Annotated in this window: 24 protein-coding genes; 13 read left to right on the forward strand and 11 right to left on the reverse strand. The window is 67.9% G+C overall.

Going from position 1 to position 26,480, the window contains the following annotated elements:
• From OEL49_RS13760 to OEL49_RS13780, 5 genes are all read left to right on the forward strand, one after another.
• Window positions 1-1,236: a glycosyltransferase family 4 protein gene (locus OEL49_RS13760; RefSeq protein WP_130459903.1), complete on the forward strand. Its 1,236-nt coding sequence runs from the start codon at window positions 1-3 to the stop codon at window positions 1,234-1,236.
• A 65-nt stretch (window positions 1,237-1,301) separates the two neighbouring features.
• Complete coding sequence (locus tag OEL49_RS13765) at window positions 1,302-2,237, forward strand: carbohydrate kinase family protein (RefSeq protein ID WP_014235509.1); 936 nt, start codon at window positions 1,302-1,304, stop codon at window positions 2,235-2,237.
• Window positions 2,238-2,259: 22 nt separating this feature from the next.
• A complete protein-coding gene (locus OEL49_RS13770) occupies window positions 2,260-2,727 on the forward strand; it encodes a glycine zipper 2TM domain-containing protein (RefSeq protein ID WP_014235510.1) in 468 nt (155 codons plus the stop codon).
• A 124-nt stretch (window positions 2,728-2,851) separates the two neighbouring features.
• Window positions 2,852-3,610: a GNAT family N-acetyltransferase gene (locus OEL49_RS13775; RefSeq protein ID WP_014235511.1), complete on the forward strand. Its 759-nt coding sequence runs from the start codon at window positions 2,852-2,854 to the stop codon at window positions 3,608-3,610.
• The gene (locus tag OEL49_RS13780) at window positions 3,607-4,434 is read left to right on the forward strand and encodes a lysophospholipid acyltransferase family protein (protein WP_014235512.1); all 828 of its coding nucleotides are present in this window, start codon (window positions 3,607-3,609) and stop codon (window positions 4,432-4,434) included. Before OEL49_RS13775 ends, OEL49_RS13780 begins: the two co-directional genes overlap by 4 nt.
• Here the strand turns inward: OEL49_RS13780 and galE are convergent.
• From galE to OEL49_RS13805, 5 genes are all read right to left on the reverse strand, one after another.
• Entirely contained in the window at window positions 4,431-5,444 is a 1,014-nt protein-coding gene (gene galE, locus OEL49_RS13785; protein ID WP_014235513.1) for a UDP-glucose 4-epimerase GalE, read from the reverse strand. The two genes, OEL49_RS13780 and galE, sit on opposite strands and share 4 nt — an antisense overlap.
• A 2-nt stretch (window positions 5,445-5,446) precedes the next feature.
• Entirely contained in the window at window positions 5,447-6,277 is an 831-nt protein-coding gene (locus OEL49_RS13790; RefSeq protein WP_014235514.1) for a symmetrical bis(5'-nucleosyl)-tetraphosphatase, read from the reverse strand.
• Between the two features lies 1 nt (window position 6,278).
• Complete coding sequence (locus tag OEL49_RS13795) at window positions 6,279-8,141, reverse strand: polysaccharide biosynthesis protein (protein ID WP_014235515.1); 1,863 nt, start codon at window positions 8,139-8,141, stop codon at window positions 6,279-6,281.
• Between the two features lie 121 nt (window positions 8,142-8,262).
• The gene (locus OEL49_RS13800) at window positions 8,263-9,267 is read right to left on the reverse strand and encodes an NAD-dependent epimerase (RefSeq protein ID WP_014235516.1); all 1,005 of its coding nucleotides are present in this window, start codon (window positions 9,265-9,267) and stop codon (window positions 8,263-8,265) included.
• Between the two features lie 19 nt (window positions 9,268-9,286).
• Complete coding sequence (locus tag OEL49_RS13805; protein ID WP_014235517.1) at window positions 9,287-10,066, reverse strand: glycosyltransferase family 2 protein; 780 nt, start codon at window positions 10,064-10,066, stop codon at window positions 9,287-9,289.
• A 97-nt stretch (window positions 10,067-10,163) separates the two neighbouring features.
• On the opposite strand from OEL49_RS13805, the gene waaC reads away from it, so the two are divergent.
• Both waaC and waaA read left to right on the forward strand, forming a co-directional pair.
• Entirely contained in the window at window positions 10,164-11,120 is a 957-nt protein-coding gene (waaC, locus tag OEL49_RS13810) for a lipopolysaccharide heptosyltransferase I (protein ID WP_050804249.1), read from the forward strand.
• Window positions 11,121-11,126: 6 nt separating this feature from the next.
• Window positions 11,127-12,410 carry a lipid IV(A) 3-deoxy-D-manno-octulosonic acid transferase gene (gene waaA / locus OEL49_RS13815; protein WP_014235519.1) on the forward strand — a complete coding sequence of 428 codons (1,284 nt, stop codon included), beginning with the start codon at window positions 11,127-11,129 and terminating at the stop codon, window positions 12,408-12,410.
• On the opposite strand, the gene OEL49_RS13820 is transcribed toward waaA, so the two are convergent.
• The 6 genes from OEL49_RS13820 to OEL49_RS13845 all read right to left on the reverse strand — a co-directional run bounded on the left by OEL49_RS13820 (window position 12,388) and on the right by OEL49_RS13845 (window position 19,821).
• Window positions 12,388-13,731 carry a TolC family outer membrane protein gene (locus OEL49_RS13820; protein WP_014235520.1) on the reverse strand — a complete coding sequence of 448 codons (1,344 nt, stop codon included), beginning with the start codon at window positions 13,729-13,731 and terminating at the stop codon, window positions 12,388-12,390. The two genes, waaA and OEL49_RS13820, sit on opposite strands and share 23 nt — an antisense overlap.
• 9 nt (window positions 13,732-13,740) lie before the next feature.
• Window positions 13,741-14,064, reverse strand: a complete 324-nt coding sequence (locus OEL49_RS13825) for a rhodanese-like domain-containing protein (RefSeq protein ID WP_014235521.1) — start codon at window positions 14,062-14,064, stop codon at window positions 13,741-13,743.
• Window positions 14,065-14,073: 9 nt separating this feature from the next.
• Window positions 14,074-14,739, reverse strand: a complete 666-nt coding sequence (locus OEL49_RS13830) for a protein-L-isoaspartate O-methyltransferase family protein (RefSeq protein ID WP_014235522.1) — start codon at window positions 14,737-14,739, stop codon at window positions 14,074-14,076.
• A gap of 65 nt (window positions 14,740-14,804) precedes the next feature.
• Entirely contained in the window at window positions 14,805-18,008 is a 3,204-nt protein-coding gene (locus tag OEL49_RS13835) for an efflux RND transporter permease subunit (RefSeq protein WP_014235523.1), read from the reverse strand.
• The gene (locus tag OEL49_RS13840; protein WP_014235524.1) at window positions 18,005-19,159 is read right to left on the reverse strand and encodes an efflux RND transporter periplasmic adaptor subunit; all 1,155 of its coding nucleotides are present in this window, start codon (window positions 19,157-19,159) and stop codon (window positions 18,005-18,007) included. Before OEL49_RS13840 ends, OEL49_RS13835 begins: the two co-directional genes overlap by 4 nt.
• Window positions 19,160-19,185: 26 nt before the next feature.
• Complete coding sequence (locus OEL49_RS13845) at window positions 19,186-19,821, reverse strand: TetR/AcrR family transcriptional regulator (RefSeq protein ID WP_014235525.1); 636 nt, start codon at window positions 19,819-19,821, stop codon at window positions 19,186-19,188.
• A gap of 369 nt (window positions 19,822-20,190) precedes the next feature.
• On the opposite strand from OEL49_RS13845, the gene OEL49_RS13850 reads away from it, so the two are divergent.
• Genes OEL49_RS13850 through OEL49_RS13875 form a run of 6 tightly spaced genes read left to right on the forward strand, consistent with a single transcriptional unit; the run spans window position 20,191 to window position 26,478 of the window.
• Window positions 20,191-21,801: an ABC transporter substrate-binding protein gene (locus tag OEL49_RS13850; protein WP_014235526.1), complete on the forward strand. Its 1,611-nt coding sequence runs from the start codon at window positions 20,191-20,193 to the stop codon at window positions 21,799-21,801.
• 47 nt (window positions 21,802-21,848) lie between these two features.
• Window positions 21,849-22,802, forward strand: a complete 954-nt coding sequence (locus tag OEL49_RS13855) for an ABC transporter permease (RefSeq protein WP_014235527.1) — start codon at window positions 21,849-21,851, stop codon at window positions 22,800-22,802.
• 13 nt (window positions 22,803-22,815) lie between these two features.
• Complete coding sequence (locus OEL49_RS13860) at window positions 22,816-23,709, forward strand: ABC transporter permease (protein WP_014235528.1); 894 nt, start codon at window positions 22,816-22,818, stop codon at window positions 23,707-23,709.
• Window positions 23,706-24,764, forward strand: a complete 1,059-nt coding sequence (locus OEL49_RS13865) for an ABC transporter ATP-binding protein (protein WP_014235529.1) — start codon at window positions 23,706-23,708, stop codon at window positions 24,762-24,764. Before OEL49_RS13860 ends, OEL49_RS13865 begins: the two co-directional genes overlap by 4 nt.
• A complete protein-coding gene (locus OEL49_RS13870; protein ID WP_014235530.1) occupies window positions 24,761-25,741 on the forward strand; it encodes an ABC transporter ATP-binding protein in 981 nt (326 codons plus the stop codon). The genes OEL49_RS13865 and OEL49_RS13870 overlap by 4 nt, the downstream gene beginning before the upstream one ends.
• A complete protein-coding gene (locus OEL49_RS13875; protein WP_014235531.1) occupies window positions 25,741-26,478 on the forward strand; it encodes a GntR family transcriptional regulator in 738 nt (245 codons plus the stop codon). The genes OEL49_RS13870 and OEL49_RS13875 overlap by 1 nt, the downstream gene beginning before the upstream one ends.
• Window positions 26,479-26,480: the final 2 nt, after the last annotated feature.

Consider the following 26,480-nt stretch of genomic DNA (forward strand, 5'->3'; position numbering starts at 1 on the left):
ATGCACGAAGACGACCTGCCCCCGCTCTGCGTCCACGACTACGCGCCCAGCCAGCCCCAGCTGCGCATCGCCGTGGTGACGGAAACCTACCCGCCGGAAGTCAATGGCGTGGCCATGACCTTGAGCCGCATGGTGGATGGATTGATCCGCCGCGGCCACCGCATCCAGCTGGTGCGTCCCCGCCAGCACGCCCAGGAGCGCCCGGCCAGCGGCCACGCCCTGGAGGAGGTGCTGGCCGCCGGTGTGCCCATCCCCAGCTATGCCGGCCTCAAGCTGGGCCTGCCCGCCAAGCGCGCCCTCACCCGCCTGTGGTCCCTGCAGCGGCCGGACGTGGTGCACGTGGTGACCGAAGGCCCCCTGGGCAGTTCGGCCATCGCCGCCGCCCGCAAGCTGCGCCTGCCCGTCACTTCCGATTTCCACACCAACTTCCACGCCTACAGCCACCACTACGGCATGGGCTGGCTGAAGCGCCCCATCGCCGCCTACCTGCGCCGCTTCCACAACAAAACCGACGCCACCTTCGTCCCCACCGGGCAGCTGGCCCGGGAACTGGGCGACAACGGCTACGACAACCTGCAGGTGGTGGCCCGGGGCGTGGATACCGCCCTGTTCCACCCGGAGCGCCGCTCCGCCGAACTGCGCCGCTCCTGGGGCGCCACCGACAACAGCCTGGTGGTGCTGTCCGTGGGCCGCATGGCGCCGGAGAAAAACCTCAATCTGGTGCTGGAGGCCTTCGCCGCCATCCAGGCCCGCCAGCCGGAGGCGCGCCTGGTCTTCGTCGGCGACGGCCCTGTGCGGGCGGGGCTGCAGGCCCGCCATCCCCAGCACGTCTTCGCCGGCATGCGCAGCGGCAGCGACCTGGCCAGCCACTACGCCTCCGGCGACCTGTTCCTCTTCCCCAGCCTCACCGAGACCTTCGGCAACGTCACCCAGGAGGCCCTGGCCTCCGGCCTGCCGGTGGTGGCCTACGACTACGCGGCGGCCTCGGAACTGATCGTGCCCGGCCGCAACGGCCTGCTGGCCCCGGCCGGCGACGCGACCGCCTTCGTCGCCGCCGCCCGGGAGGCGGCCGAACCCAATACCCTGCGGGTGCTGCGCAACCACGCCCGCATGAGCGTGGTGGGCAACGACTGGGAGCACATCCACGACGCCTTCGCCGCCGCCCTCGGCCAGGCCGTGCGCAGCCACGAGCGCCGCTACCAGGCCGCCACCGCCATCGTCATGGCGCCGGACTAGGGCCGGGCCGCCGGGCGGCGGCCCGGGTATAATCGCGGGCTTAATCCATTTACCCGACGATTCCCATGCGCGCACTCATCTGCGGTTCCATCGCCTACGACAACATCATGGTCTTTCCGGACCGCTTCAAGAACCACATCCTGCCGGAACAGATCCATATCCTGAACGTGGCCTTCCTGGTGCCCGAACTGCGCCGCGAATTCGGCGGCTGCGCCGGCAACATCGCCTACAGCCTCAAGCTGCTGGGCGGCGAGCCGGTCATCATGGCCACCGTCGGCGAAGATGCCGCCCCCTACCTGAAGCGCCTCGACGATCTGGGCCTGTCCCGGGAGCACGTGCGCCCCGTGGCCAACAGCTACACCGCCCAGGCCTTCATCACCACCGACCTGGACGACAACCAGATCACCGCCTTCCACCCCGGTGCCATGACCTTCTCCCACCTCAACAGCGTGGGAGAAGCCAAGGACATCGGCCTGGGCATCGTCGCCCCGGACGGCCGCGACGGCATGATCGGCCACGCCAAGCAGTTCGCCGAAGCCGGCATCCCCTTCATCTTCGATCCGGGCCAGGGCATGCCCATGTTCTCCGGCCACGAACTGCTGGATTTCCTGGCCCAGGCCGAATACGCCACCTTCAACGACTACGAGGCCAAGCTGCTCACCGACCGCACCGGCAAGTCCCTGGAAGAGCTGGCCAAGCTGGTCAAGGCCCTGGTGGTGACCCGGGGCGGCGAAGGCTCCCATATCTACGTCGGCGGTCAACGCCTGGATATTCCCTGCGTTAAGGCAGAAGAGGTGGTCGATCCCACGGGCTGCGGCGACGCCTACCGCGCCGGTCTGCTCTACGGTATCGCCAACGGCATGGACTGGGACCAGATCGGCCGCCTCGCCGCCCTCGTCGGCGCCATCAAGATCGCCCGTTCCGGCCCCCAGAACCACACCTTCACCCGTGAAGAAATCGGCGAGCAATACCACCAGGCCTTCGGCAGCCGCCTGTGGTAAGCCCCGCCGGCAAGGAGAAAGCATGACCCGTATCCCCTCCCTCGCCATCGCCGGCCTGGCCGGCCTGCTGCTGCTCGGCAGCCTGGCCGGCTGTGCCAACAGCCAGTCCGGCAGCTCCTACGGCCGCAGCAGCACCCGTCAGGAAATGACCGTGCGCCAGGGTGTCGTCGAATCCGTGCGCAAGGTCACCATCGAAGGCGGCAACACCCCGGTGGGCACCGTCGCCGGTGCCGCCATCGGCGGCATGGCCGGCAGCAACGTGGGTAGCGGCCGCGGCAGCACCGTCGGCGCCATCCTCGGCGCCGTCGCCGGCGGCATGGCCGGCAGCGCCCTGGAAGAGAAGATCAGCAAGAAGGACGGCGTCGAAATCACCGTCAAGCTGGACAACGGCAATCTGGTGGCCATCGTCCAGGAAGCCGACGAGGAATTCCATCCGGGCGAGCGGGTGCGCATCCTCTCCGGCAACGGCAGCAGCCGCGTCAGCCACTGAGTCCGACCCCGTGCCGGCACCACGCCGGCACGGCTCCCCGCTTCATCCAAACTTCACTACGGCGCAACCTCGGCGTAACAGACGCTCTCTAGATTCTGTCCTCATGACTCAAGGAGGACAGACCATGCAGAACGAACAGACGTCGCTGGAACAAAGCCGCCGCATCTACGCCCGCAACCTTTCCGTCGGCCTGGCCGAGAGCGAACGGGAAATCCTCGAAGCCCAGAAACTGCGTTACCGCGTCTTCGGCCAGGAGATGGGCGCCAAGCTGCCCAGCCGGGTGCCGGGCGTGGATCAGGACATCTACGACCCCTATTGCGACCACCTGGTCTGCCGCAACGAGGACAGCGGCGAGATCATCGGCACCTACCGCATCCTGTCGCCGGAAAAGGCCCGCAAGATCGGCGGCTACTACACCGAAAACGAATTCGACCTGACCCGCCTGCAGCACCTGCGCCCGCGCCTGGTGGAAGTGGGCCGCTCCTGCGTCCATCCGGATTACCGCACCGGCGCCACCATCACCCTGCTGTGGTCCGGCCTGGCCCGCTACATGCTGGAAAACGGCCACGAGTATCTGGTGGGCTGCGCCTCCATCAGCATGGCCGACGGCGGCCACGCCGCGGCGGCTCTGTATAATCAGCTGCAGGACCACCTGAGCCCCCTGGAGTACCGCGTCTTTCCCCGCTGCCCCCTGCCCCTGGAGGCCCTGCGCAACGAGGTGAAGGCCGAGACCCCGCCCCTGATCAAGGGCTACCTGCGAGCCGGCGCCTGGATCTGCGGCGAACCGGCCTGGGACCCGGATTTCAACACCGCCGACCTGCCGGTGCTGCTGCCCATGTCCAAGGTGGACGCCCGCTACGCCAAACACTTTCTGGGACGTTGAAACTGGATACATCGCCACTCCGCAGCGGGGCTGAAGCCCATCCCCTGCCCCGCCCCATCCGCTGGTTCCGTCTGTCCCGCCTGATGCTGCACCTGGTGCACGGCATCCTGGTGGTGGCCCTGTGGTATCCCCTGATCGGCACGGAACGGCGCCTGCGCCTGAAGCAGGCCTGGTCGGAGAAGCTGCTCAACATCCTCGGCGTGCACCTGCAGGCCCAGCTGCAGGGTCTGCCCCCGGGCAGCCTGCTGGTGGCCAATCATGTCTCCTGGCTGGACGTCTATCTGATCAACGCCGCCCAGCCGGCCGCCTTCGTCTCCAAGGCCGAAGTGCGGCAGTGGCCCGTCATCGGCTGGCTCTCGGCGCGCACCGACACCATTTTCCTGCGCCGCGGCAGCCGCGGCCACGCCCGGATCATCAACGAAGAAATCGGCGCCATCCTGGGCCGGGGCCACATGGTGGCCCTCTTCCCGGAAGGCACCACCACCGACGGCGGCAGCCTGCTGCACTTCCACGGCGCCCTGCTGCAACCGGCCATCGAGGCCGGACGCCCCATCGTTCCCCTGGCCCTCTCCTACCATGACCGCAACGGCCGGCGCAGCACCGCTGCCGCCTACGTGGGGGAAACCAGTTTGTGGCAATGCCTGCAATCCATCCTGGCGGCCGGCTGGCTGGAAGGTCGGGTGGAGGCATGCCCGCCCCTCACCGTGGAGGCCGCGGGAGGGCGCAAGGAACTGGCCCAGCAGGCCCGCCAGCAGATCGCCACGCGCCTCATGCTGGGCAGCAACGAGACAGGGGCAGTCGCGCCCCTGCAGGACGCCGCCTAGACCAACCCCAACGTCACCGCAGTCTGCTGCCAGCGCCACGTGTCGCGGCACATGGCGGCCAGGTCCCGCCGGGCGGTCCAGCCAAGGAGGGATGCCGCCAGGGCGGGGTCGGCGTAACAGGCGGCAATGTCGCCCGGCCGCCGTGGGACGAAATCGAAGGGAATGGTCCTCCCGCTGGCCGCTTCGAATGCCCGCACCAGATCGAGGACGCTGTAACCACGCCCTGTTCCCAAATTAACCGTCAGCATCCCTTCCCCACGCGCCAGGGCTGCCAGGGCTGCCAGATGCCCCTGGGCCAGGTCCACCACATGGATGAAATCCCGCACCCCGGTACCGTCAGGGGTGGGATAGTCGTTGCCGAAGACAGACAGGCGGGCACGCAGGCCGGCAGCAACCTGGGCCACATAGGGCATCAGGTTGTTGGGAATGCCGTTGGGCGCCTCGCCAAGCAAGCCGCTCTCGTGAGCCCCCACCGGGTTGAAATAACGAAGCCGGGCAATCCGCCATTGGGAATCGGCGGCCGCCATGTCGGCCAGCACCTCTTCCAGCATGAGCTTGCTGCGTCCGTAGGGATTGGTGGCCCGTAACGGAAAGTCCTCGCGGATCGGCACCGCATGGGGATCGCCATAGACCGTGGCCGACGAACTGAACACCAGGGTCTTGACCCCGGCTTCGGCCATTGCCTCGAACAGCACCAGGCTGCCGCCCACATTGCACTCGTAATAGCGCAGAGGCTGGGCCACCGACTCCCCCACCGCCTTGAGGCCGGCAAAGTGGATCACGGCATCGACAGTCTGCTCCCGGAAAATCCGGCACAGCAACTGGCGGTCCCGCACGTCGCCCTCGATGAAGATCGGCGCAGCACCGCCCAGGCCGGCAATGCGCTCGGCCACATCGGCACGGCTGTTGGAGAGGTTGTCGAGGATGGTGACGCCATGGCCGGCCTGCAGCAACTCGACGCAGGTATGGGAGCCGATGTAGCCCAGGCCGCCGGTGACCAGAATATGCATGCTCATTCCTTGAAAAGGGGCACGGCCTCGTCGGCGGCGCAGTCCACCTGGAACAGGGCCCGGTCCTCCAGACGCAGGGCGGACAGCTTGCCGCCCCACAGGCAGCCGGAGTCCAGGGCCAGCAGATTGGGCTCCAGGCGCAGCCCCAGGGCCGACCAGTGGCCGGTCACCAGGACCGTCGCGGCGCTGCGCCGGCCCGGCACCTCGAACCAGGGCAGATAGCCGGCCGGCGCCTGGCTCAGTTCGCCCTTGGCCTTGAAGTCCATTTCCCCGGCCGGGGAGCAGAAGCGCATGCGGGTCATGGCATTGACGATCACCCGCAAGCGGGGCCAACCGGTCAGGCTGGAATCCCAGGAACCCGGTTCGCTGCCCCACATGTTAGCCAGGAACTCCCGGTAGTTCTCCGCCTGCAGGGCCTGCTCCACCTCGCCCGCCAGGGCCTGGGCCTCGGCCACGGACCACGCCGGCAGGAGCCCTGCATGCACCATGGCGTAGTCGCCCTGCACATGCATCAGGCGCTGGTGCCGCAGCCAGTGGAGCAGTTCGTCCCGGTCCGTGGCGGCAAGGATGTCATCGATGGTGTCGCTGCGATGGCGCTTGCCGAAACCCTCCGCGGCCATGAGCAGGGAGAGGTCGTGATTGCCCAGCACCGTGACGGCCCGGTCGCCCAGGCCTTTGACGAAGCGCAGGGTCTCGAGGGAGCGGGGCCCCCGGTTCACCAGGTCTCCCACCAGCCACAGGCGGTCGAATTCGGGGGAAAAGCTGCACTTGTCCAGGAGCGCCTGCAAGGAGGCGAAGCAGCCCTGGATGTCGCCGACGGCGTAGGTGGCCATGTTATTGGGGCCGGTATTCCGGCACGAAACGGGCAAGCCCGGCCTTGATCCCGGCCACGTCCGCCGGCGGGGTTTCCAGCCAGCGGGCCAGGTCGCCGATCCACGCCTCTTCCGGCGCGCTTTCGGCCTTGGCCACCCGCAGCTTGGCGTGGGGGGTGGGCAGGGTCATTTCATTGTCGGCAAGCAGTTCCTCATAGAGTTTCTCGCCGGGGCGCAGCCCGGTGAACTCGATGGGAATTTCCTCCTCCGTGAAACCGGACAGCCGGATCAGGTCCCGGGCCAGATCGACGATCTTCACCGGCTCCCCCATGTCCAGCACGAAAATCTCGCCGCCGTTGCCCATCAGACCGGCCTGCAGCACCAGCTGGGCTGCCTCCGGGATGAGCATGAAATAGCGGATGATGTCCGGATGGGTCACGGTGACGGGGCCGCCCCGGGCGATCTGTTCGCGGAAGGTGGGAATGACCGAGCCGTTGCTGCCCAGGACGTTGCCGAAGCGCACCACGATGAACTGGGTACCGCCGCCGGCCTGCTCCAGGGACTGCACCACCCGCTCCGCCATGCGCTTGGTGGTGCCCATGACGTTGGTGGGATTGACGGCCTTGTCGGTGGAAATCAGGACCATCTTCTCCACCCCCGCCTGGCGCGCCGCCATGGCCACCCGCCAGGTGCCGAGGACGTTGTTGCGCACCGCCTCCCAGGCATTGGCGCTCTCCATCAGGGGCACGTGCTTGTAGGCGGCGGCATGGAACACCAGAGCCGGCCGGTAGGCGGCGAAGACCTGCTGCAGCCGCGCTTCGTCCTTGACGTCGCCAACGACGCAGACCACATCGAGGCCAGGGAAAGTACGACGGAATTCCTGCTCGATCTGGTACAGGGCGAATTCGGACACTTCGAACAACACCAGCTGGCGCGGCGCAAAACGGGCAATCTGCCGGGCCAGTTCGGAACCGATGGAGCCGCCCGCCCCCGTCACCAGGATCGTGCGCTCGGCGATGAGGCGACTGAGGCCGGCATCGTCCAGCTGCACCGGCTCCCGCCCCAGGATGTCCTCCAGTTCCACTTGGCGGATCTGGGACAGGGACACCCGGCCCGACAGCAGGTCGTCGAGAGCCGGTACGGTCAGCACCTTGAGCCCGGCCTGCACGGCCTGCTCCATGGCCCCGCGACGCACGGCGGCACTGACGCTGGGCATGGCGACAATGACATGGCCAACTTCCAGCTCCTTGGCCCAATGCACCATGCTGGCGATATCGCCCCGGATCTTCACTCCATGCACTTCCCGTCCATGCTTGGCCGGATCGTTGTCCAGCAGGCCGGCCACCCGCCATTGGGGGGAGCGCTGCAGCTCGCGGATCAGGCGTTCGCCGACCTCGCCGGCGCCGAGAATCAGCACCGACTCGCCGGACAGGGCCAGGTGACCGTAGAGGCAGCGGTCCTTCCAGGCCCGGTAGAGGAAACGACCGCCCCCCATCGCCAGAATCAGCAGGATCGGATGCAGCACCAGAACTGAACGGGGCACCCCCGGCATGCCGGTCATGAACACCGCCACCGCCGTGACGAGGCCACCCAAGCCGACGGAAACGATGATCCGGCGCAGGTCCATCAGACTGGCGTAGCGCCAGATCCCCCGGTACAGGCCGCTGAGCCAGAACAGGGGGACATAGACGGGTACCAGAATGGCCAGGGAAAAGAGGCCGGCCCGCAGGTACTCATCCGGCAGGGAGAGGTTGAAACGCAGCCAGTACGCGGCCAGCCAACAGACGATCAGGGCGACCAGATCGTAGGCGGAAGCGATGAAACGTCGGGAAATCAGGCCCAGAAAGGCCTTCTGGGCGGAATCGCCCTGGTGGGAGTCAGGCATCGGATCATTGTCTTGAGATATGCCGCCATTTTACTGCACCGCGACGCTCTGCACAGCGTCGGGACGACGGAAGGGGCTACGGCCCTGGCCCAGACGGGAACGGGCCGACACCGGGACCGACCTACCGGTAGTAATCCCGGTACCAGCGGACAAACTGGCCAACCCCGTCTTGCACCGAGGTCTTGGGGGCGAAGCCGACGGCCTGGCCCAGCAGGGCCGTATCGGCCCAGGTTGCCGGCACATCACCATCCTGCAGCGGCAGGAAGCGCTTGTTGGCGACCTGACCCAAGGCACCTTCCAGGGCCTCGATGAAGGCCAGGAGATCCACCGGTTGGTCGTTGCCGATATTGAACAAGCGGTAGGGCACATTGCTGCAGGCCGGATCGGGCGCAAGCCCGTCGAAGGACTCGCTGGCCCGGGCCGGTTGGTCGAGGACGCGCACCACCCCTTCGACGATATCGTCGATATAGGTGAAATCCCGCTGCATCTTGCCGTGGTTGAAAACGTCGATGGGTCTCCCCTCGAGAATGGCCCGGGTGAACAGGAACAGGGCCATGTCGGGGCGCCCCCAGGGACCGTAGACGGTGAAGAAGCGCAGCCCGGTGGTGGGCAGGCCGAACAGGTGGCTGTAGGTGTGGGCCATCAGTTCGTTGGACTTCTTGGTGGCGGCATAAAGGCTCACCGGGTGATCCACGGCATCGTGCTCGGAGAAGGGCATCTTCCTGTTGCCGCCATAGACGCTGGAACTGCTGGCATAGACCAGATGCTCCGCCTGGGCGTGCCGACACCCCTCCAGGACGTTCACGAAACCCACCAGGTTGGACTGGGCGTAGGCGTGAGGATTGGCCAGGGAATAGCGCACACCGGCCTGGGCGGCCAGGTGCACCACCCGCTGGAAGCCCTCGGCGGCAAAAAGCTCCTGCATGCCCTGGCTGTCGGCGATGTCGAGGCGGACGAAGCGGAAATTCGGATAGGCGGCCAGGCGTGCCAGGCGTGCTTCCTTGAGGGATACCTCGTAGTAGTCGTTCAGGTTGTCCACGCCCACCACTTCGTCGCCCCGCTCGAGGAGGCGCTGGGCGGTGTGCATGCCGATGAAGCCGGCGGCGCCGGTAACCAGGATTTTCATGGGAATTCCAGAAGAAAGCTCAGCGCCCGGAGCGCCGCTGCAGGTCGATCATTTTCGCATACTTGGCAAAGCTGTTCGTGCAGCCGATCAGGGTATGCACCAGGCCCGGCAGGCCGTCCAGGAAGCCCCTACGCACCAGGTAGAACTTGATGAAGCGGAACAGGGGCGACAGCAGCAGACGGCCGCTGCCGGCCCGCTTGCCGGCGCGATGGGCGGCCTCGGCCGCCAGGGTGGTGTAGCGGTTCTGTTTGGCCAGGTAGCTGTCCAGGGTTTCGGCCGAGTCGTGCAGCAGGTCCCCCGCCAGATCGCCCACGCTTTCCCCGGTCAGCACGTGCTCGTGCACCGCGTCGTCGGACCAGCGGGCATGGCCGCGGTGGAAGAGACGCAGGTTCCAGTCCGGATAGCCCTCACCATGGCGCAGGTAGCGCCCCATGAAACGGTTGCAGCGGGCCACCCGGTAGGCGTGATGCCGGGGCCCCTGCAGGGCGGCGCCAATGGCTGCCGCCAGGGCCGGCGTCACCTGTTCGTCGGCATCGATGCAAAAGACCCAGTCGTGGCGCGCCTGGCTGACGGCAAACTGCTTCTGGCGGCCGAAGCCCAGCCACTCTTGATGGATAACCCGGGCGCCGTAGTGCTCGGCCAGGGCCACGGTGCCGTCGCTGCTGCCCGAATCAACCATGACGATTTCGTCGGCGAACGCCAGGCTCTGCAGACAGGACGGGAGCGAATGGGCGGCATTCAGGGTGATCAGCACCGCACTGAGGGGCGCCGTCGCGGCGGGAGGAGGGGCAGAAGACATGCGCAAGCTATAATGGAGGCCAGCAGGGATTCTAAATCCCCCCGGCCCCGGCCCCAAGTCAAAAACCACCACCGCCGCCCCGATGCCCCAAATTCTTATGGTAAAGACCTCCTCCATGGGGGATCTGGTCCACAACTGCCCGGCCGTCACCGACATCCTGGCCCGCTTCCCCGAGGCCCGCATCGACTGGGTGGCCGAAGAAGCCTACGTTCCCATTCCCTCCCTGCACCCCGGCGTGCGCCGCGTCATTCCCATCGCCTGGCGCCGCTGGCGCAAGCAGTTGGGCCAGCGCCACGCCTGGCAGGAAATGGGGGAATTCCGCCGTGCCCTGCAGGCCCAGGCCTACGATTTCGTCCTCGACAGTCAGGGTCTGCTGAAGAGCGCCGCGGTGGACAAGCTGGCCCGGCTCGCTCCCGGCGGACGCATCGTCGGCGGCGACGCCCGCAGCATCAAGGAGCCTTTCGCCGCCCGCTTCTACGACCTGCGCCTGCCCATCAAATGGTCGCGCCATGTGGTGGACCGCTGCCGTGCCGTGGCTGCCGGCGCCCTTGGCTATGACCTGGATACGCCGCCGCGCTATGGCATCCAGGCTGAGCCCCTGGTGGCCGACTGGCTGCCCAGCCAGCCTTACGCCGTGCTGATGCACGCCGCCAGCCGCCCGCCCAAGCTGTGGGCCGAGGAGCACTGGGTCGCCCTGGGCCAGCGCCTGGCCCGGGACGGCATCGTCGCCGCCCTGCCCTGGGGCAGCCCCGAAGAGCGCCAGCGCAGCGAGCGCCTTGGGGCCCGGCTGCCCGGTTCCTTCATCCCGCCCCTGATGGACCTGGGCACGGCCGGCCGCTTTCTGGCCGGGGCCCGGGTGGTGGTGGGCCTGGACACGGGCTTCACCCACTTCGCCGCTGCCCTGGGACGCCCCACGGTCGGCATCTTCTGCGATTCGGACAGCGTGCAGGCGGCCGTCTTCGGCGACGCCTTCTGCGAAAGCTACGGCCAGAAGGGTGCGCCACCCAGTCTCGCCACCATCCTCGATGCCGTCGAGCGGGCCCTGGCCGGCTGACGCGCCATGGTTTCCCGCCTCCTGTACACCCTGCTGCTGCGCCTGGCCACGCCCCTGGTGCTGTTGCGCCTGCTGCGACGCAGCCGGCAGCAGCCGGAGTATCGCCGCCACTGGGGTGAACGCTTCGGCCTTAGCGGCGCGGCCATCCCGGGGCCGGTGATCTGGGTCCATGCCGTCTCCGTCGGCGAGACCCGGGCCGCCCAGCCCCTGCTGGCCGAACTACTGGCCCAGTATCCGCAGCACTCGATCCTGCTCACCGGCATGACGCCCACGGGCCGCGACACCGCCACCCAGGTGTTCGCCGCCCTGGGCCAGGACCACGCCCCGCGCCTCCATTACCGCTACCTGCCCTACGACTATCCCGGCGCCGTCAGCCGCTTCCTGGAGCGCTACCGCCCCAGCCTGGGCCTGCTCATGGAAACCGAGCTGTGGCCCAACCTGCTGCACCAGGCCCGGCACCATGGCGTCCCCATGCTGCTGGTCAATGCCCGCCTCTCGGCCCGTTCGGCCCGTGGCTACGGCCGCTGGCCCGGCCTGTTCGCCCCGGCCCTGGCCGGTCTCGACGGCATCGCTGCCCAGACCCCGGACGATGCAGCCCGCTTGCAAGGCCTCGGCGCCAAGCAGGTCAGCGTCTGCGGCAATCTCAAGTTCGACGTGCAGATCGCCCCGGCATTGCGGCAACAGGGACAGGACTGGCGCCGCCAGCTGGCCGGCCGCACCGTCTGGCTGGCAGCCAGCACCCGGGAGGGCGAGGAGGCCTTGATCCTGGACGCCTGCGCGGCCATGGACATTCCCGACCTACTGCTCCTGCTGGTGCCGCGCCACCCCCAGCGCTTCGGCGAAGTCGAAGCACTGGTCCAGTCCAGGGGAATGAGCTTGGTGCGGCGCAGCCAAGGCCTGCCGACACCGGAAACCCGGGCCTGGCTGGGGGACAGCATGGGGGAAATGGCGGCCTACTTCAGTTGTGCCGATTTGGCCGTGATGGGGGGCAGTCTGCTGCCTTTCGGCGGCCAGAACCTGATCGAAGGGGCGGCCTGCGGCTGCCCCCTGCTGCTCGGCCCCCACACCTTCAACTTCGCCCAGGCGGCGGAGGATGCCGTCGCCGCCGGTGCCGCCCTGCGTCTTGAGGCCGGCCAATCCCTGGCCGGCACGGCCCAGGCCCTGCTGCGGGACAAAGAAAAACGCCGCATCATGTCCGATGCGGCGTCAGCCTTCGCGGCGGCCCACGGCGGGGCCACCGCCAGGACCATGGACCTGATCCGTTCCCTTATCGCGCCAGCAGGCCGTTGACCCGCTGCAGGTCCTCGTCGGTGAGGCTGCCGACCACGCCCTTGAGGCGCAACTGGTTCACCAGGGTATCGAAACGGGCCTTGGCCAGGTCGCGCTGGGTCGAATAGACCTGTTGCTCGGCGTTCAGCACGTCGATGTTGATGCGCACCCCCACCTCGTAACCCAGCTTGTTCGAATCCAGGGCCGACTTGGAGGAGACCAGGGCTGCTTCCAGAGCCCGCACCTGGGCCAGGCCATTGACCACGCCCAGATAGTACTGACGTGCCCCCAGGGCCGCCTGACGGCGGGAATACTCCAGGGTCGAACGGGTCGCCTCGCGGCTGGCTTCGGCCTCACGCTGCTTGGAGAGCACGGCGCCGCCCTGGAACAGGGGAATGTTCAACTGCAGGCCGATGGCGGTGGAATCCTGCTCGTAGCCAACCCCCGGGAAGAGGGGGTTGGTCTGCACGCCATTGGTCTGCACCGCATTGCTGCGGGTGGCCACCAGGTCCAGGGTGGGGAAATGACCGGCGCGCTGCTTGCTCACTTCCTTGTCCGTGATTTCCAGCTGGGCTTCCTGGATCTGCACCGCCAGGGCGTCCTTCTCGGCGGAAGCCACCCAGTCATTCATGTTGGCGGGCTTGGGCGGCTCCAGGGTGGTGTCGGTACGCAGGGTGGCCAGCTCGCCCGCCTCCCGGCCGATGATGGCCTGCAGGTTGCGGCGCTTGATTTCCAGATCGCTTTCGGCGGCAATTTCCTGGGCGGTGGACAGGTCGTAGCGGGACTGGGCTTCGTGGGTGTCGGTGATGGTGGCGGTGCCCACCTCGAAGCTCTTCTTCGCCAGTTCCAGCTGCTGGGCAATGGCTGACTTCTGGGCCTGCAGGGAGCGCAGGTTCTCCTGGGCGTAGAGCACGTCGAAATAGGCCTGGGCGACGCGCAGGATCAGGTCCTGGCGGGCCTGGAGGAACTGGGCCTCGGCCTGGGCCACCTGCAGCTTGGCCTGGTCGTACTGCATCCAGTTCTGCCAGCGGAACAGGGGCTGGCTGAGGCTGACGCTGTAGCCGTGGCTGTTGTACTGGCCCGTGGCGACGGCCGCACCCGACACCCGGCGCTGGTACTCCACGTCGTTCCACATGGTGTTCACGGACACACCCAGGGTCGGCAGCAGGCCGGCCCGGCCCTGGGGCAGCTTTTCGCGGCCGGCTTCCAGGGTGTGCTTGGCGGCGGTGAACTGGGCGTCGTTGTCCAGGGCCTCCTTGTAGATCTGCAGCAGGTCGGCCCCCTGGGCCGCAGCGGCAATGAACAGGGAGGACAGCAGCAGGGAAACAGCTTTCAGTTTCATGGACAGCCTTCAGTAGGTCGGCATGGACGGATCCACCACCTGGGCCCAGGCGTGCATGCCGCCGGACAGGTTGTGGATGGCGCTAAAACCGCGGTTCTCGAGGAACATCGCCACCTGCATGCTGCGTCCGCCATGGTGGCAGATCACCACGATTTCCTTATCCCGGGGCAACTCGTCGGCCCGCACCGGCACCGTGGCCATGGGCATGGCCACCAGGTCCGGCAGGGCGCAGATGGCAAGCTCCTCCGGCTGGCGCACATCCAGCAGCAGGGGGCGGGGGCGGGCCGGATCGGCCAGCCAGTCGGCGAGGGAGGAAACGGAAAGCTGGTTCATCAGGGGCAATCAGAAACGGAAACGCTCCTTGGCCGGCGCGTTCTGCAGGGGCGCCACCACGGTTTCGAAAAGATTGAGGCTGGCGAAGGTGGTCTCGCCGGTGCGGGTGACGATCTGGGCTTCCATCACCGGGGCCTCACCGACAAATACGGCCATGCGACCACCAACCTTGAGCTGTTGCAGCAGTTCTTCGGGCACCACCGGCAGGGAACCGGAAACGACGATTACGTCGTAGGGAGCGCCGGCGGCCCAGCCATGCACGCCATCACCCACTTCGACGGAGACGTTGCTGATGCCGGCCTTGGCCAGGTTGGCCTTGGCGGTCTTGGCGATGGCCGGGCTGATTTCGACGCTGGTCACCTGGTCAGCCTTGGCGGCGAGCAGGGCGGCCATGTAGCCGGAGCCGGTACCGATTTCCAGGACCTTGTCCTTGGGTTGCACGGCAAGTTCCTGCAGCAGCTTGGCTTCCATCTTGGGGGCCAGCATCACGGCGCCTTCGCCCAGGGGGATCTCCAGGTCGGCAAAGGCCAGGGCCTGATGGGCGGCGGGGACGAACTCCTCGCGCCGGACCTCGGACAGCAGGTCCAGCACATCCTGGTCCAGCACGTTCCAAGGCCGGATCTGCTGCTCGATCATGTTGAAGCGGGCTTGTTCCATGTTTTGCACTTGTTCCATCACGAGTCCCCGTCTGCGGTCGTTATATTAGCACTTACTAATATGTGGTTGGCGGAAAAAGGCGATTATAACTGAGGCCCCTGGCGACTGCCGGCCAGGGTTTCGTCCACCGTTTGCAGGGACTCCGCCGGTGCGGCAGGCTTGACCTTGTGCCAGGCGGCGTACAGGGCCGGCAGGAAAATCAGGGTGAGCAGGGTCGCCACGGTCAGGCCGCCCATGATGGCCACGGCCATGGGGCCGAAGAAGGCGCTGCGGGTCAGGGGAATCATGGCCAGGATGGCTGCTGCCGCCGTCAGCACGATGGGCCGCAGACGCCGCACCGTGGAATCGACGATGGCCTCCCAGCGAGGCTTGCCCGCCTTCTCGTCCTGGTCGATCTGGTCCACCAGGATCACCGAGTTGCGCATGATCATGCCGGAGAGGGCAATGGTGCCGAGCATGGCGACAAAGCCGAAGGGCTTGTTGAACAGCAGCAGGAACGCGGTCACCCCGACCAGGCCCAGGGGCGCGGTCAGCAGCACCATGGCCACCTTGGAGAAGCTCTGCAGCTGCAGCATCAGCACCGTCAGCACCACCAGGAAGAAGAGGGGCACGCCGGCGGCAACGGAAGCGCCGCCCTTGGCCGACTCTTCCACGGCGCCACCCACTTCCAGGGTGTAGCCCAGGGGCAGGGAGGCTTTGATGGACTGCAGGGACTTCTCCACCTGGGCCGACACCACCGGCCCCTGCATGTGGCCGTAGATATTGCCGCGCACGGTGATGGTGGGCACCCGGTTGCGGCGCCAGACGATGCCTTCCTCGAAGCCGTACTCCAGGGTTGCCACCTGGGACAGGGGCACGGCCTTGCCGGCCCGGGTCGGCAGCATCAGGTCCGGCAGCAGGGAGAGACGCCGCCGTTCCATTTCGGTACCGCGCAGATGCACATCCACCAGTTCGGCGCCGTCGCGGAACTCGGTGACGCTCTGGCCCTTGAGGGCGGTGTTGATCAGGTTGGCGATGTCGCTGGAGGTGACGCCCAGCAGACGGGCCTTGGACTGGTCCACGGTGAGGCGGACCACCTTGGCTGGCTCCTCCCAGTCCAGGTGCACATTGGCCAGACTGGGATTGGCCCGCATCACCTGGGCCACCTCGTGGGCGTAGCCACGCAGCACATTGAGATCGGGGCCGGCGACGCGGAACTGCACCGGGAAGCCCACCGGCGGGCCGTTCTCCAGACGGTTGATGGCCGCCCGCAGGCTGGGGAAGTCATGCTCGAAAAGATCGATCAGCTTGCTGCGCAGGGTCTCTCGTTCCGGCGACCCCTGGGTCAGGATGACGAACTGGGCGAAGTTCTTCTGCGGCATCTGCTGATCCAGGGGCAGATAGAAGCGGGGGCTGCCGGTACCGACGTAGGCCACCACATTGTCGATGCCGGGCTGCTCGGCCAGCCAGGACTCCAGGCGCTTGGCCTCGGCGTCGGCGGCATCCCAGGAGGCGCCCTCGGCCAGGCGCAGGTCCACGATCAGTTCGGGCCGTGTGGAATCTGGGAAGAACTGCTGCTGCACCAGGCCGAAACCGACGATGGAGGCGACGAAGGCACCCACGGTGATGCCGATCACCAGCCAGCGGCGCCGCACGCAGGCATCCACCAGGGCGCGGAAGCGGCGATAGAAGGGCGTGGCGTAGATATCGTGCTCGCTGTGGGTGTGGGGCTCCTTGTGCAGCCAGCGTTCGAGCCAGGGCAGGCGGCGCATCAGCCAGCGGCTGAGGCGTCCCGGCTCCTGATGGGCCACCCGGTGGTGGGCGAAGTCCGGCAGCAGCTTGTAGCCAAGATAGGGCACGAACAGCACCGCCGCCACCCAGGAAATGAGCAGGGCGATCACCGTCACCTGGAAGATGGAACGGGTGTACTCGCCGGTGGCGGAAGCGGCGGTGGCGATGGGCAGGAAGCCCGCGGCCGTCACCAGGGTGCCGGAGAGCATGGGCATGGCGGTGGATTCGTAGGCGAAGGAGGCCGCCTTGGCCCGGGCCCAGCCCTGTTCCATCTTGGTCGCCATCATTTCCACGGCGATGATGGCGTCGTCCACCAGCAGGCCCAGGGCCAGGATCAGGGCGCCGAGGGAAATCTTGTGCAGGCCGACACCGAAGATCTGCATGAAGAGGAAGGTGATGGCCAGCACCACCGGAATGGTGATGGCCACCACGATGCCGGTGCGCAGGCCGAGGGAAAGCAGGCTGACGCCGAGGACGATGATCACCGCCTCAATCAGGGAACGCACGAACTCATTGACCGAACGCTGCACCGCCTGGGGCTGGGAGGAGACGGTGTGCAGTTCCAGGCCCACCGGCAGGCGGTCCTGGATGGAGGCCACGGCACCGTCGAGACCGCCGCCGAGGCGGATGATGTCGCCGCCCTTGGCCATGGAGACGCCGATCAGCACCGCCTCCTTGCCCATGTAGCGGATCTTCTGGGTGGGCGGATCCTCATAGCCGCGGCCGATGCTGGCGATGTCGCCCAGGCGCACCTCGCGGCCGTTGGCCCGTAGACGGGTTTCCCGCAGGGCCGTCAGGTCGTCGTAACGGCCGCTGACGTCGATGCGGATGTGCTCGCTGGGGGTATCGAAGCTGCCGGCTGCCAGCACCGCATTCTGGTTCTGCAGGGCGGCCACCACGGCGGCGCCGTCGATGCCCAGGGTGGCCAGCTTGGCGTTGGAGAGTTCGATATAGACCCGCTCCTTCTGCTCGCCGAAGAAATCCACCTTGGCCACGTCCTTCACCCGCAGCAGTTCGGCCCGGATGGCCTCGGCCTGGCGCTTCAGTTCCGTATAGCCGAAACCGTCGCCGACCACGGCGTAGAGATTGCCGTACACGTCGCCGAACTCGTCGTTGAAGGTGGGGCCCTCGATACCCTTGGGCAGGGTGTAGCGCATGTCGCCCACCTTCTTGCGCACCTGGTACCAGATGTCCGGCACCGCGGCGGCGGGGGTCGCGTCCTTGGCCTGGAAGAAGATCATGGATTCGCCGGGCCGCGAATAGCTGCGGATGATGTCCGCGTAGGGCACGGACTGCAGGGTCTTCTCGATCTTCTCGGTGACCTGGCGCTCCACCTCCTGGGCGCTGGCGCCGGGCCAGGCGGTGCGCACCACCATGACCTTGAAGGTGAAGGGCGGATCTTCCGACTGGCCCAGCTTGGAATAGGCCAGCAGACCCACCAGGGTCAGGGCCACCATGAAATAGAGCACCAGGGCCGGATGCCGCAGGCCCCACTCGGAAATGTTGAAGCGCTTCACTTGGCGGACTCCGCCGGCTTGGCCGCCGCCGGGGTCGCGGCTACGGGGCCGGCCCCGCCGCCGCCCACCATGGGCAAGGGCACGTTGCTCGGCTCCACGGCCCGCACCAGTTGGCCGGGTTGCAGCTTGTGCACACCGGCGATGACCACCCGCTCACCCCGGGCCAGGCCCTTTTCCACCACCACGCCGTCCTCCCGGAAGGGCCCGGTGGTGACGCTGCGGGGCTGCACCTCGCCGCTCTGGGGATTGACCACCCACACCGTATTCTTGCCGTCCTGACGGGTCAGGGCTGCGGTGGGCACCAGCAGGGGCGCCTCGGCGCTGCCGATCAGCACGCCGGCGGTCATGCCCAGGCGCAGGCCGGCATCCGGCTCCAGCACGGTGACCTTGACCTGGAAGCTGCGGGTGGCGGCGTCGGCTGCCGGCGCCACTTCCCGCACCCGGGCGGCGTAGGACTGGTCCTGGTTGGCCCACAGGCGGATGACGGCGCTGGTGCCGGGCTCGATACCCTTCATGCGGCCTTCCGGCACCGCCACCACCACTTCCTTGTCGCCCGCCAGGGCCAGGCGGATGGCCGGCTGGCCGGCGCTGACCACCTGCCCCGGCTCCACCTTGACGTCGGTCACCACCCCGTCCTTTTCCGCCACCAGGTCGGTGTAGCCGGCCTGGTTGCCGGTCACCGCGGCCTGGGCCCGGGCCTGGTCGAGGCGGGCCAGGGCCGCCTTGAACTGGGCTTCCCGGCTGTCGAAAGCACTCTGGGAGATGAACTGTTTTTCCAGCAGCTTCTTCTGCCGCTCGTATTCCGCCTTGGCCACCAGGAAGTCGGCTTCGGCCGCCTTGGTCTGGGCATTGGCGGCGGCCGCCGAGAGGCCCGCATCCACCGGGTCCAGGCGGGCCAGAATCTGGCCCTTCTTCACCACGGCGCCGATATCCACCTTGCGCTCCACCACCTTGCCGCCGATGCGGAAGCCCTGGTCGGTCTCGTAGCGGGCCCGCACCTCGCCCACCCACAGCATGTCGCTCTGGCCGGCGGCGCCTACCACCTGGGTCAGGGCCGGGCGGGGCTCGGGCGCCTTGGGCGCCTCCTTGCCGCAGGAGGCCAGGACCATGGCCGTGGCGGCCAGCAGCGCGAAGGAAGGAATGGTTTTCATGGGGAGGACTCCGGAAGGGGCGGCGCTCACGGCCGTAGGCCCTTGATCAACAAATCGAAATGGGTGTCGAGGAAACGGACGGGGTCCCGCTCCTCCTCGGCGCAGCAGGGGCCGATGGAATAGCGCCACACGGCCAGCATCAGGATGGGGGCGAAGATGACGTCCACCGCCATGCCCACATCTACGGGACGGAACTCGCCCTGGTCCATGCCGCGCTGCAGGGCCTCCCGCAGCAGGGCACGGCCCGGATCGATGACGTTCTCCCGGTAGAACGCCGCCACCTTGGGGAAGTTGCCGGCCTCGGAAACCATCAGCTTGGGCACGCCGCCCAGGGGACTTTCCCCCAGCAGTTCCCACCAGCCGAGCAGCAGGCAGCGCAGCAGTTCGCTGGCCGAGCCCTGGTGCTCCTCCAGCATGGTGCGGCCCTCGTTCATGGCCGGGATGATGCCTTCCCGGATCACCGCCTCGAACAGGGCTTCCTTGCTGTCGAAATACAGGTACAGGGTGCCCTTGGAGACGCCGGCCCGGGCGGCGATGTCCTCCAGCCGGGTGGCGGCGAAACCGCGTTCGGTAAACAGCTCCAGAGCAGCAGCCGTCAGCTCCTGGGGGCGGGCTTCCTTGCGGCGGCGGCGGGGTGGATCGGCGGAATCACAGAGGGACATGGGAATACATTACTGACTGACCGGTCAGTAATGTATTGAAAAGGGAAGGCCCGGTCAACCCACCGCCAGCCCGCCCCTTTTCCCTTGATGCCGCCTCTTCCTTTCGCTGACAAAGGGCCACGCCCCAGGCCGGCCCTACGGCCAATGACGGAACCTGGCCTGGCACCTAAGCAGTGATCTTCTCCGGGCATGCGCCCCGTCCAGGTGCATCTTGTATGCAAGTTCGACTGCCGCCGCCGGCGCGTCAAAAAATACAATTTGCCAACTAGCAGAGCACATTCAAGCGACTAGGAAATACATCGGCGCTCCGGCCCGGATTGGCACGTTGCATGCAATTCATGGACTGTCTCCCCAACCTAGGAGTAGTCGATGAAACCCCGCAATTTCAAGCTTCGCCACTGGCTGGCAGCCCTCCCCCTGAGCTTCGCCCTGCATGCAGGACTGCATGCAGAAACGGTGGCCCGCTACGGCATTTCCATGGCCGACATTCCCCTCACCACCGGCCAGCCGGACCGGGGCGCCGGCGCCTACCAGTTCACCGGCCACACCTTGTACGACCCCCTGATCGCCTGGGAAGCCAATGTGGGCAACCGCCCCGGCAAGCTGGTGCCCGGCCTGGCCACCGAGTGGAAGGCTGATCCGAAGGACAACAAGAAGTGGCGCTTCACCCTGCGCAAGGGCGTCAAGTTCCATGACGGCTCCGAATTCACTGCCGATGCGGTGATCTGGAACCTGGACAAGGTCCTGGCGGAAAAGTCGCCCCAGTTCGACGCCAAGCAGAGCGCCCAGGTGCGCCCGCGCATTCCCTCCATCGCCTCCTACCGCAAGGTCGGCCCCTACGAGGTGGAGATCACCACCAAGGAAGTGGATGCCCTGTTCCCCTACCAGTTGCCCTGGTTCCTGGTCTCCAGCCCGGCCCAGTGGGAAAAGCTGGGCAAGGACTGGAACAAGGTGGCCAGCCAGCCCTCCGGCACCGGCCCCTTCAAGCTGGACAAGCTGGTTCCCCGGGAACGGGCCGACCTGGTGAAGAACGCCGCCTACTGGGACAAGAGCCGCCTGCCCAAGACCGACCGCATCGTCCTGCTGCCCATCCCCGACGCCATGACCCGGGCCAACGCCCTGCTCAACGGCCAGGTGGACATCATCGAGACGCCGCCGCCGGACGTGCTGCCCCAGCTCAAGGCCGGCGGCTTCAAGCTGGTGCAGAACGTCACGCCCCACGTCTGGCCCTACCACTTCTCCACCTACCCGGGCTCGCCGTGGACCGACATCCGGGTGCGCAAGGCGGCCAACCTGGCCATCGACCGGGATGCGGTGGTCAAGCTGATGAGCGGCCTGGCCACCCCGGCCAAGGGCCAGGTGGACGCCACCAGCCCCTGGTTCGGCAAGCCCAACTTCAAGATCGGCTACGACCTGGCCGCCGCCCGCGCCCTCATGGCACAGGCCGGCTACGGCCCCTCCAAGCCCCTCAAGGCCAAGGTCATCATCGCCCAGGGCGGCACCGGCCAGATGCTGTCCCTGCCCATGAACGAGTTCGTGCAGCAGAGCCTGGCGGAGATCGGCATCGAGGTGACCTTCGAGGTGGTGGAACTGGAAAACCTGTACCGCCACTGGCGCGCCGGGGCCAAGGCCGACATCAACGCCGGCAAGGGCATCACCGCCATCAACCTGGGCTACGTCACGGCCGACCCGTTCTACGCCATCACCCGCTTCACCGACAGCCATTACGTGGCGCCCAACGGGGTGAACTGGGGCGGCTACAACAACCCCAAGGTTGACGCGGCCCTGGAGAAGATCCGCACCACCTTCGACAGCAAGACCCAGGACGGCCTGCTCGCCTTCGTGCACCAGAGCATGGTGGACGACGCCCAGATGCTGTGGGTGGTGCATGACGTGAATCCCCATGCCCTGTCGCCCAAGGTCAAGGAGTTCATCCAGGCCCAGCACTGGTTCCAGGACCTCACCACCATCCGCATGTAATCCCCACCGGGCCGGGGTTAGCCCCGGCCCATGACGGAAAGCCCGCCATGTTTGCCTACATCCTGAAACGGCTGATCTACGCCATCCCCATCGCCCTCAGTGTGACGGTGGTGTCCTTCGTCCTCGTCTATCTGGCCCCGGGCGACCCCCTCAACGCCATCGCCCCGGCCGACGCGCCGGAAGAGGTGATCCAGGCCTTGAAGAGCGCCTACGGCCTGGACAAGCCGGTGCCCGTGCAATACGGCCTGTGGCTGATGCGCGCCGTGCAGGGCGACCTGGGCCTGTCCATCGCCTCGGGCCGGGAAGTCACCGCCGAAGTGCTCAGCGCCGTCAGCAACACCCTGCTCCTGGCCGGCATGGCCGCCGCCATCGGCGTGGTCCTCGGTTGCATCCTCGGCGCCCTTGCCGGCTACCGCCACGGCACCTGGATCGACAAGGCGGCCACCGCCCTCTCCGTGGTCGGCGTCAGCATCCCCCACTACTGGCTGGGCCTGGTCCTGACCATCCTCTTTTCCATCTGGCTGCCCTGGTTCCCGGCCATGGGAGCCGGCCCCGGCGGCTCCGGCGAATGGCTGTGGGACCTGGAGCACCTGCGCTACCTGGTGTTGCCGGCCCTGACCCTGTCGGTGATCCCCATGGGCATCATCACCCGTACCGTGCGGGCCCTGGTGGCCGACATGCTGGGCCAGGAATTCGTCACCGCCCTGCGCGCCCGGGGTCTCTCCGGCGGCGCCGTCTTCCGCCACGTGGCCAAGAACACCGCCCCCACCGTGCTGGCCGTGGCCGGCCTGCAGATCGGCTACCTGATGGGCGGTTCCATCCTGGTGGAAACCGTCTTCGCCTGGCCCGGCACCGGCTTCCTCCTCAACACCGCCATCTTCCAGCGGGACATCCCCCTGCTCCAGGGAACCATCCTGGTGCTGTGCATGTTCTTCGTGGTGCTCAACCTGCTGGTGGACATCCTGCAACCCCTGATCGACCCGCGCATGGGCCGCAGCTGAAAGAGGAACGACCATGTCCGCAACCCTTCCCCTCCCCCTGCCGGCCGCTGCGGCGCCGGCCCAGCCCAGCCGCAGCTACTGGACCGTGGTGTGGCGCCAGCTGCGGCGCGACCCCATGGCCATGGCCAGCGCCGCCGTGCTGCTGCTGATCGTCGGCGCCGCCGTCTTCGCGCCCTGGCTGGCCCCGGCCGATCCCTACAAGGCCAGCATGATCAAGCGCCTGCTGCCCATCGGCAGCCCCGGCTTCCTTCTCGGCACCGACGAGCTGGGCCGCGACCTGTTCAGCCGCCTCATGCACGGCGGCCGCCTCTCCCTGCTCATGGGTGTGGTGCCGGTGCTGGCGGCCTTCGGCATCGGCACCACCATCGGCCTCCTGGCGGGCTACGTCGGTGGCCGGGTGAACATGGCCATCATGCGCGTGCTCGACATCTTCTACGCCTTCCCCTCGGTGCTGCTGGCGGTGGCCATCTCCGGCGCCCTGGGGCCAGGTATGAGCAACAGCCTGATCGCCCTGACCCTGGTCTTCGTGCCCCAGGTGGTGCGGGTGGCCGAGAGCGTCACCACCCAGGTGCGCCAGCTGGACTACATCGAGGCGGCGCGCATGAGCGGCGCCGGGGCCTTCTCCATCATCCGCACCCACGTGCTGGGCAATGTGCTGGGACCGGTCTTCGTCTATGCCACCGGCCTCCTCAGCGTCAGCATGATCCTGGCCTCGGGCCTGTCCTTCCTCGGTCTCGGGGTGAAGCCGCCGGAACCCGAGTGGGGCCTCATGCTCAACACCCTGCGCTCGGCCATCTACAGCAATCCCTGGGTCGCCGCCCTGCCCGGCGTGCTGATCTTCGTCACTTCCATCGCCTTCAACCTGCTCGCTGACAGCGTGCGCTCCGCCATGGACATCCGCAAATGAACGCCGCCCTCGCCCCCACGCCCGCCCCCCACGACATGGGCGGCCCCGCCCAGCCCCTGCTCATCGTGCGCGACCTGAAGAAGCACTTTCCCGTACGCAGCAGCCCCCTGGACCGGGAACGCAAGTTCGTCCACGCCGTGGACGGGGTCAATTTCTCCGTCCCCAAGGGCAAGACCCTGGGCATTGTCGGCGAATCCGGTTGCGGCAAATCCACCACCGCCCGCCTGGTGGCCCGGCTGATGCCCGCCGATGCGGGCGAGCTGATCTTCGACGGCGAGGGGGTGGAGGAATTCCGCGGCCTGCGCCTCAAGGAGTTCCGCCGCAACCTGCAGATGGTGTTCCAGGATTCCTTCGCCTCCCTCAACCCGCGCCTCACCATCGCCGAAACCATCGCCTACGGGCCCAGGGTGCACGGCATCGCCCGGGCCGACCACCAGGCCAGGGAACTACTCGACCGGGTGGGGCTGGACCCGAGCCACTTCGCCGGCCGCTATCCCCATGAGCTTTCCGGCGGCCAGCGGCAGCGGGTTAACATCGCCCGGGCTTTGGCCTTCGACCCGCGCCTGGTGATCCTGGACGAGGCCGTGGCGGCCCTCGACAAGTCGGTCCAGGCCCAGGTGCTCAACCTGCTGCAGGAGCTGAAGGCGGAGCGCCAGCTCACCTATCTCTTCATCTCCCACGACCTGCACGTGGTGCATTACCTGTCGGACTACGTGATGGTGATGTACCTGGGCCAGGTCATCGAGAGCGGCCCGGTGGAGCGCATCTACGGCCAGCCGGCCCACCCCTACACCCGGGCCCTGCTCTCCGCCGTGCCCTCCATGGACCCGGAGCACCGCACCCAGGCCTCGCCCCTGGCCGGCGACCCGCCCAACCCCATCAACCCGCCCAGCGGCTGCCGCTTCCGTGACCGCTGCCCCCACGCCCACGCCGTCTGTGCCAGCGCCACGCCGGCCCTGCGGGACATGGGCCGCCATAGCGAGCACCTGGCGGCCTGCCATCTCAACGATCCCGCTTCCGGCCACCCGGAAGCCCACCAGGAGCAACGTCCATGAGCGCCCCCCTCGTCTCCATCCAGGATCTGACCGTGCAATTCAACGGCGCCCGCCGCGCCAGCGCCCTCAACCAGGTGAGCCTGGAACTGGGCCAGGGCGAAGTGCTGGGCCTGCTGGGGGAATCGGGCTCGGGCAAGAGCGTCACCCTGCGCACCCTGCTGCGCCTGCACCCGGAGCGCCACACCCGCACCGCCGGCCGCATCCGGGTGGACGGCCAGGACGTGCTGGCCCTGCGCGGCCGGGAGCTGGACCGCTACCGGGGCGGCACCGTCTCCATGGTGTTCCAGGAGCCGGGCCTGGCCTTCGATCCGGTGTACACCATCGGCCAGCAGATCAGCGAGGCGGTGCGGGTGCACGAGGGCGTGGACCAGGCCACCGCCGCCGCCCGGGCCCTGGCCATGCTGGAGCGGGTGCAGATTCCCCAGGCCCGCCGCCGCTTCGACGCCTATCCCCACGAGCTGTCCGGCGGCATGCGCCAGCGCGCCATGATCGCCCTGGCCCTGGCCTGCAAACCCAAGCTGCTGCTGGCGGACGAGCCCACCACCGCCCTCGACGCCACGGTGCAGATCCAGATCCTGCTGCTGTTGCGGGAGCTGCAGCGGGAAACCGGCATGTCGGTGATTTTCGTCACCCACGACATCGGCGCCGCGGTGGAGGTGGCCGACCGCATCGCCGTCATGTACGCCGGCCGCATCGTCGAGCAGGGCCCGGTGGGCCAGCTGGTGCGCCAGCCCTGCCACCCCTACACCCGGGGCCTGCTGGCGGCCACCGTCGGCCACGAGCACCGGGGCCGCCCCCTGGAGGCCATCCCCGGCTCGCCGCCGGACCTGGCCGCCCTGCCCCCGGGCTGCAGCTTCGCCCCCCGCTGCAGCCACGCCAGCGAGCGCTGCCACCGCGACATCCCGCCCCTGGAGCAGCAGGGCGCCCGCACCCTGGCCTGCTGGCATCCGGTGCGCCTGCTGGGGGAGGCCGCCTGATGGAAAGCGCCATCCACACCGCCGCCCCGCCGGAGGCCGGGCGCAGCCGGGGCAGCCTGGCGGAGGACGTCTGCCGCAGGATTGCCGACGAGATCGTCCTCGGCCAGCTGGCCCCCGGCACCCGCCTGGACGAAGTGACCCTGGCCGCCCGCTTCGCCGTCTCCCGCACCCCGGTGCGGGAGGCCCTCAAGCAGCTGGCCATCATGGGCCTGGTGGAGACCCGCCCCAACCGGGGCTCGGTGGTGGCCGCCCTGTCGGTGGAACAGCTCAACCACATGTTCGAGGCCATCGCCGAACTGGAGGCCGCCTGCGCCCGCCACGCCGCCCTGCGCATGAGCGAGGCGGACCGGGCCGCCATGCGCCAGCACCACGCCGAGGGCCGGGCCGCCATGCAGGCCGGCGACATCGAGCGCTACGAGGCGGCCAACATCGCCCTCCACGCCACCATCATCCGCGGCTGCTACAACCCGGTGCTGATCGACATGGCCACCAGCCTGCGGGACCGGGTCTCCAGCTTCCGCCGCACCCAGTTCCGCAACCTGGAGCGCATGAGCGAATCCTTCGAGGAGCACTCGGTGATCGTGGAGGCCATCCTGGCCCACGACGTCATCACCACCTACCGGGAAATGCGCTCCCACCTCATCTCCGCCCGCAGCGCCACCACCCGGGCGGCGCCGGCCTGGGGCAACGCCCCGGCCGCTGCGGCCGCCCCCCTCCCGCCCGACCCCCTGCCCTGATC

This window comes from Azospira sp. (genome assembly GCF_030247495.1).
Lineage (GTDB): Bacteria > Pseudomonadota > Gammaproteobacteria > Burkholderiales > Rhodocyclaceae > Azospira > Azospira oryzae.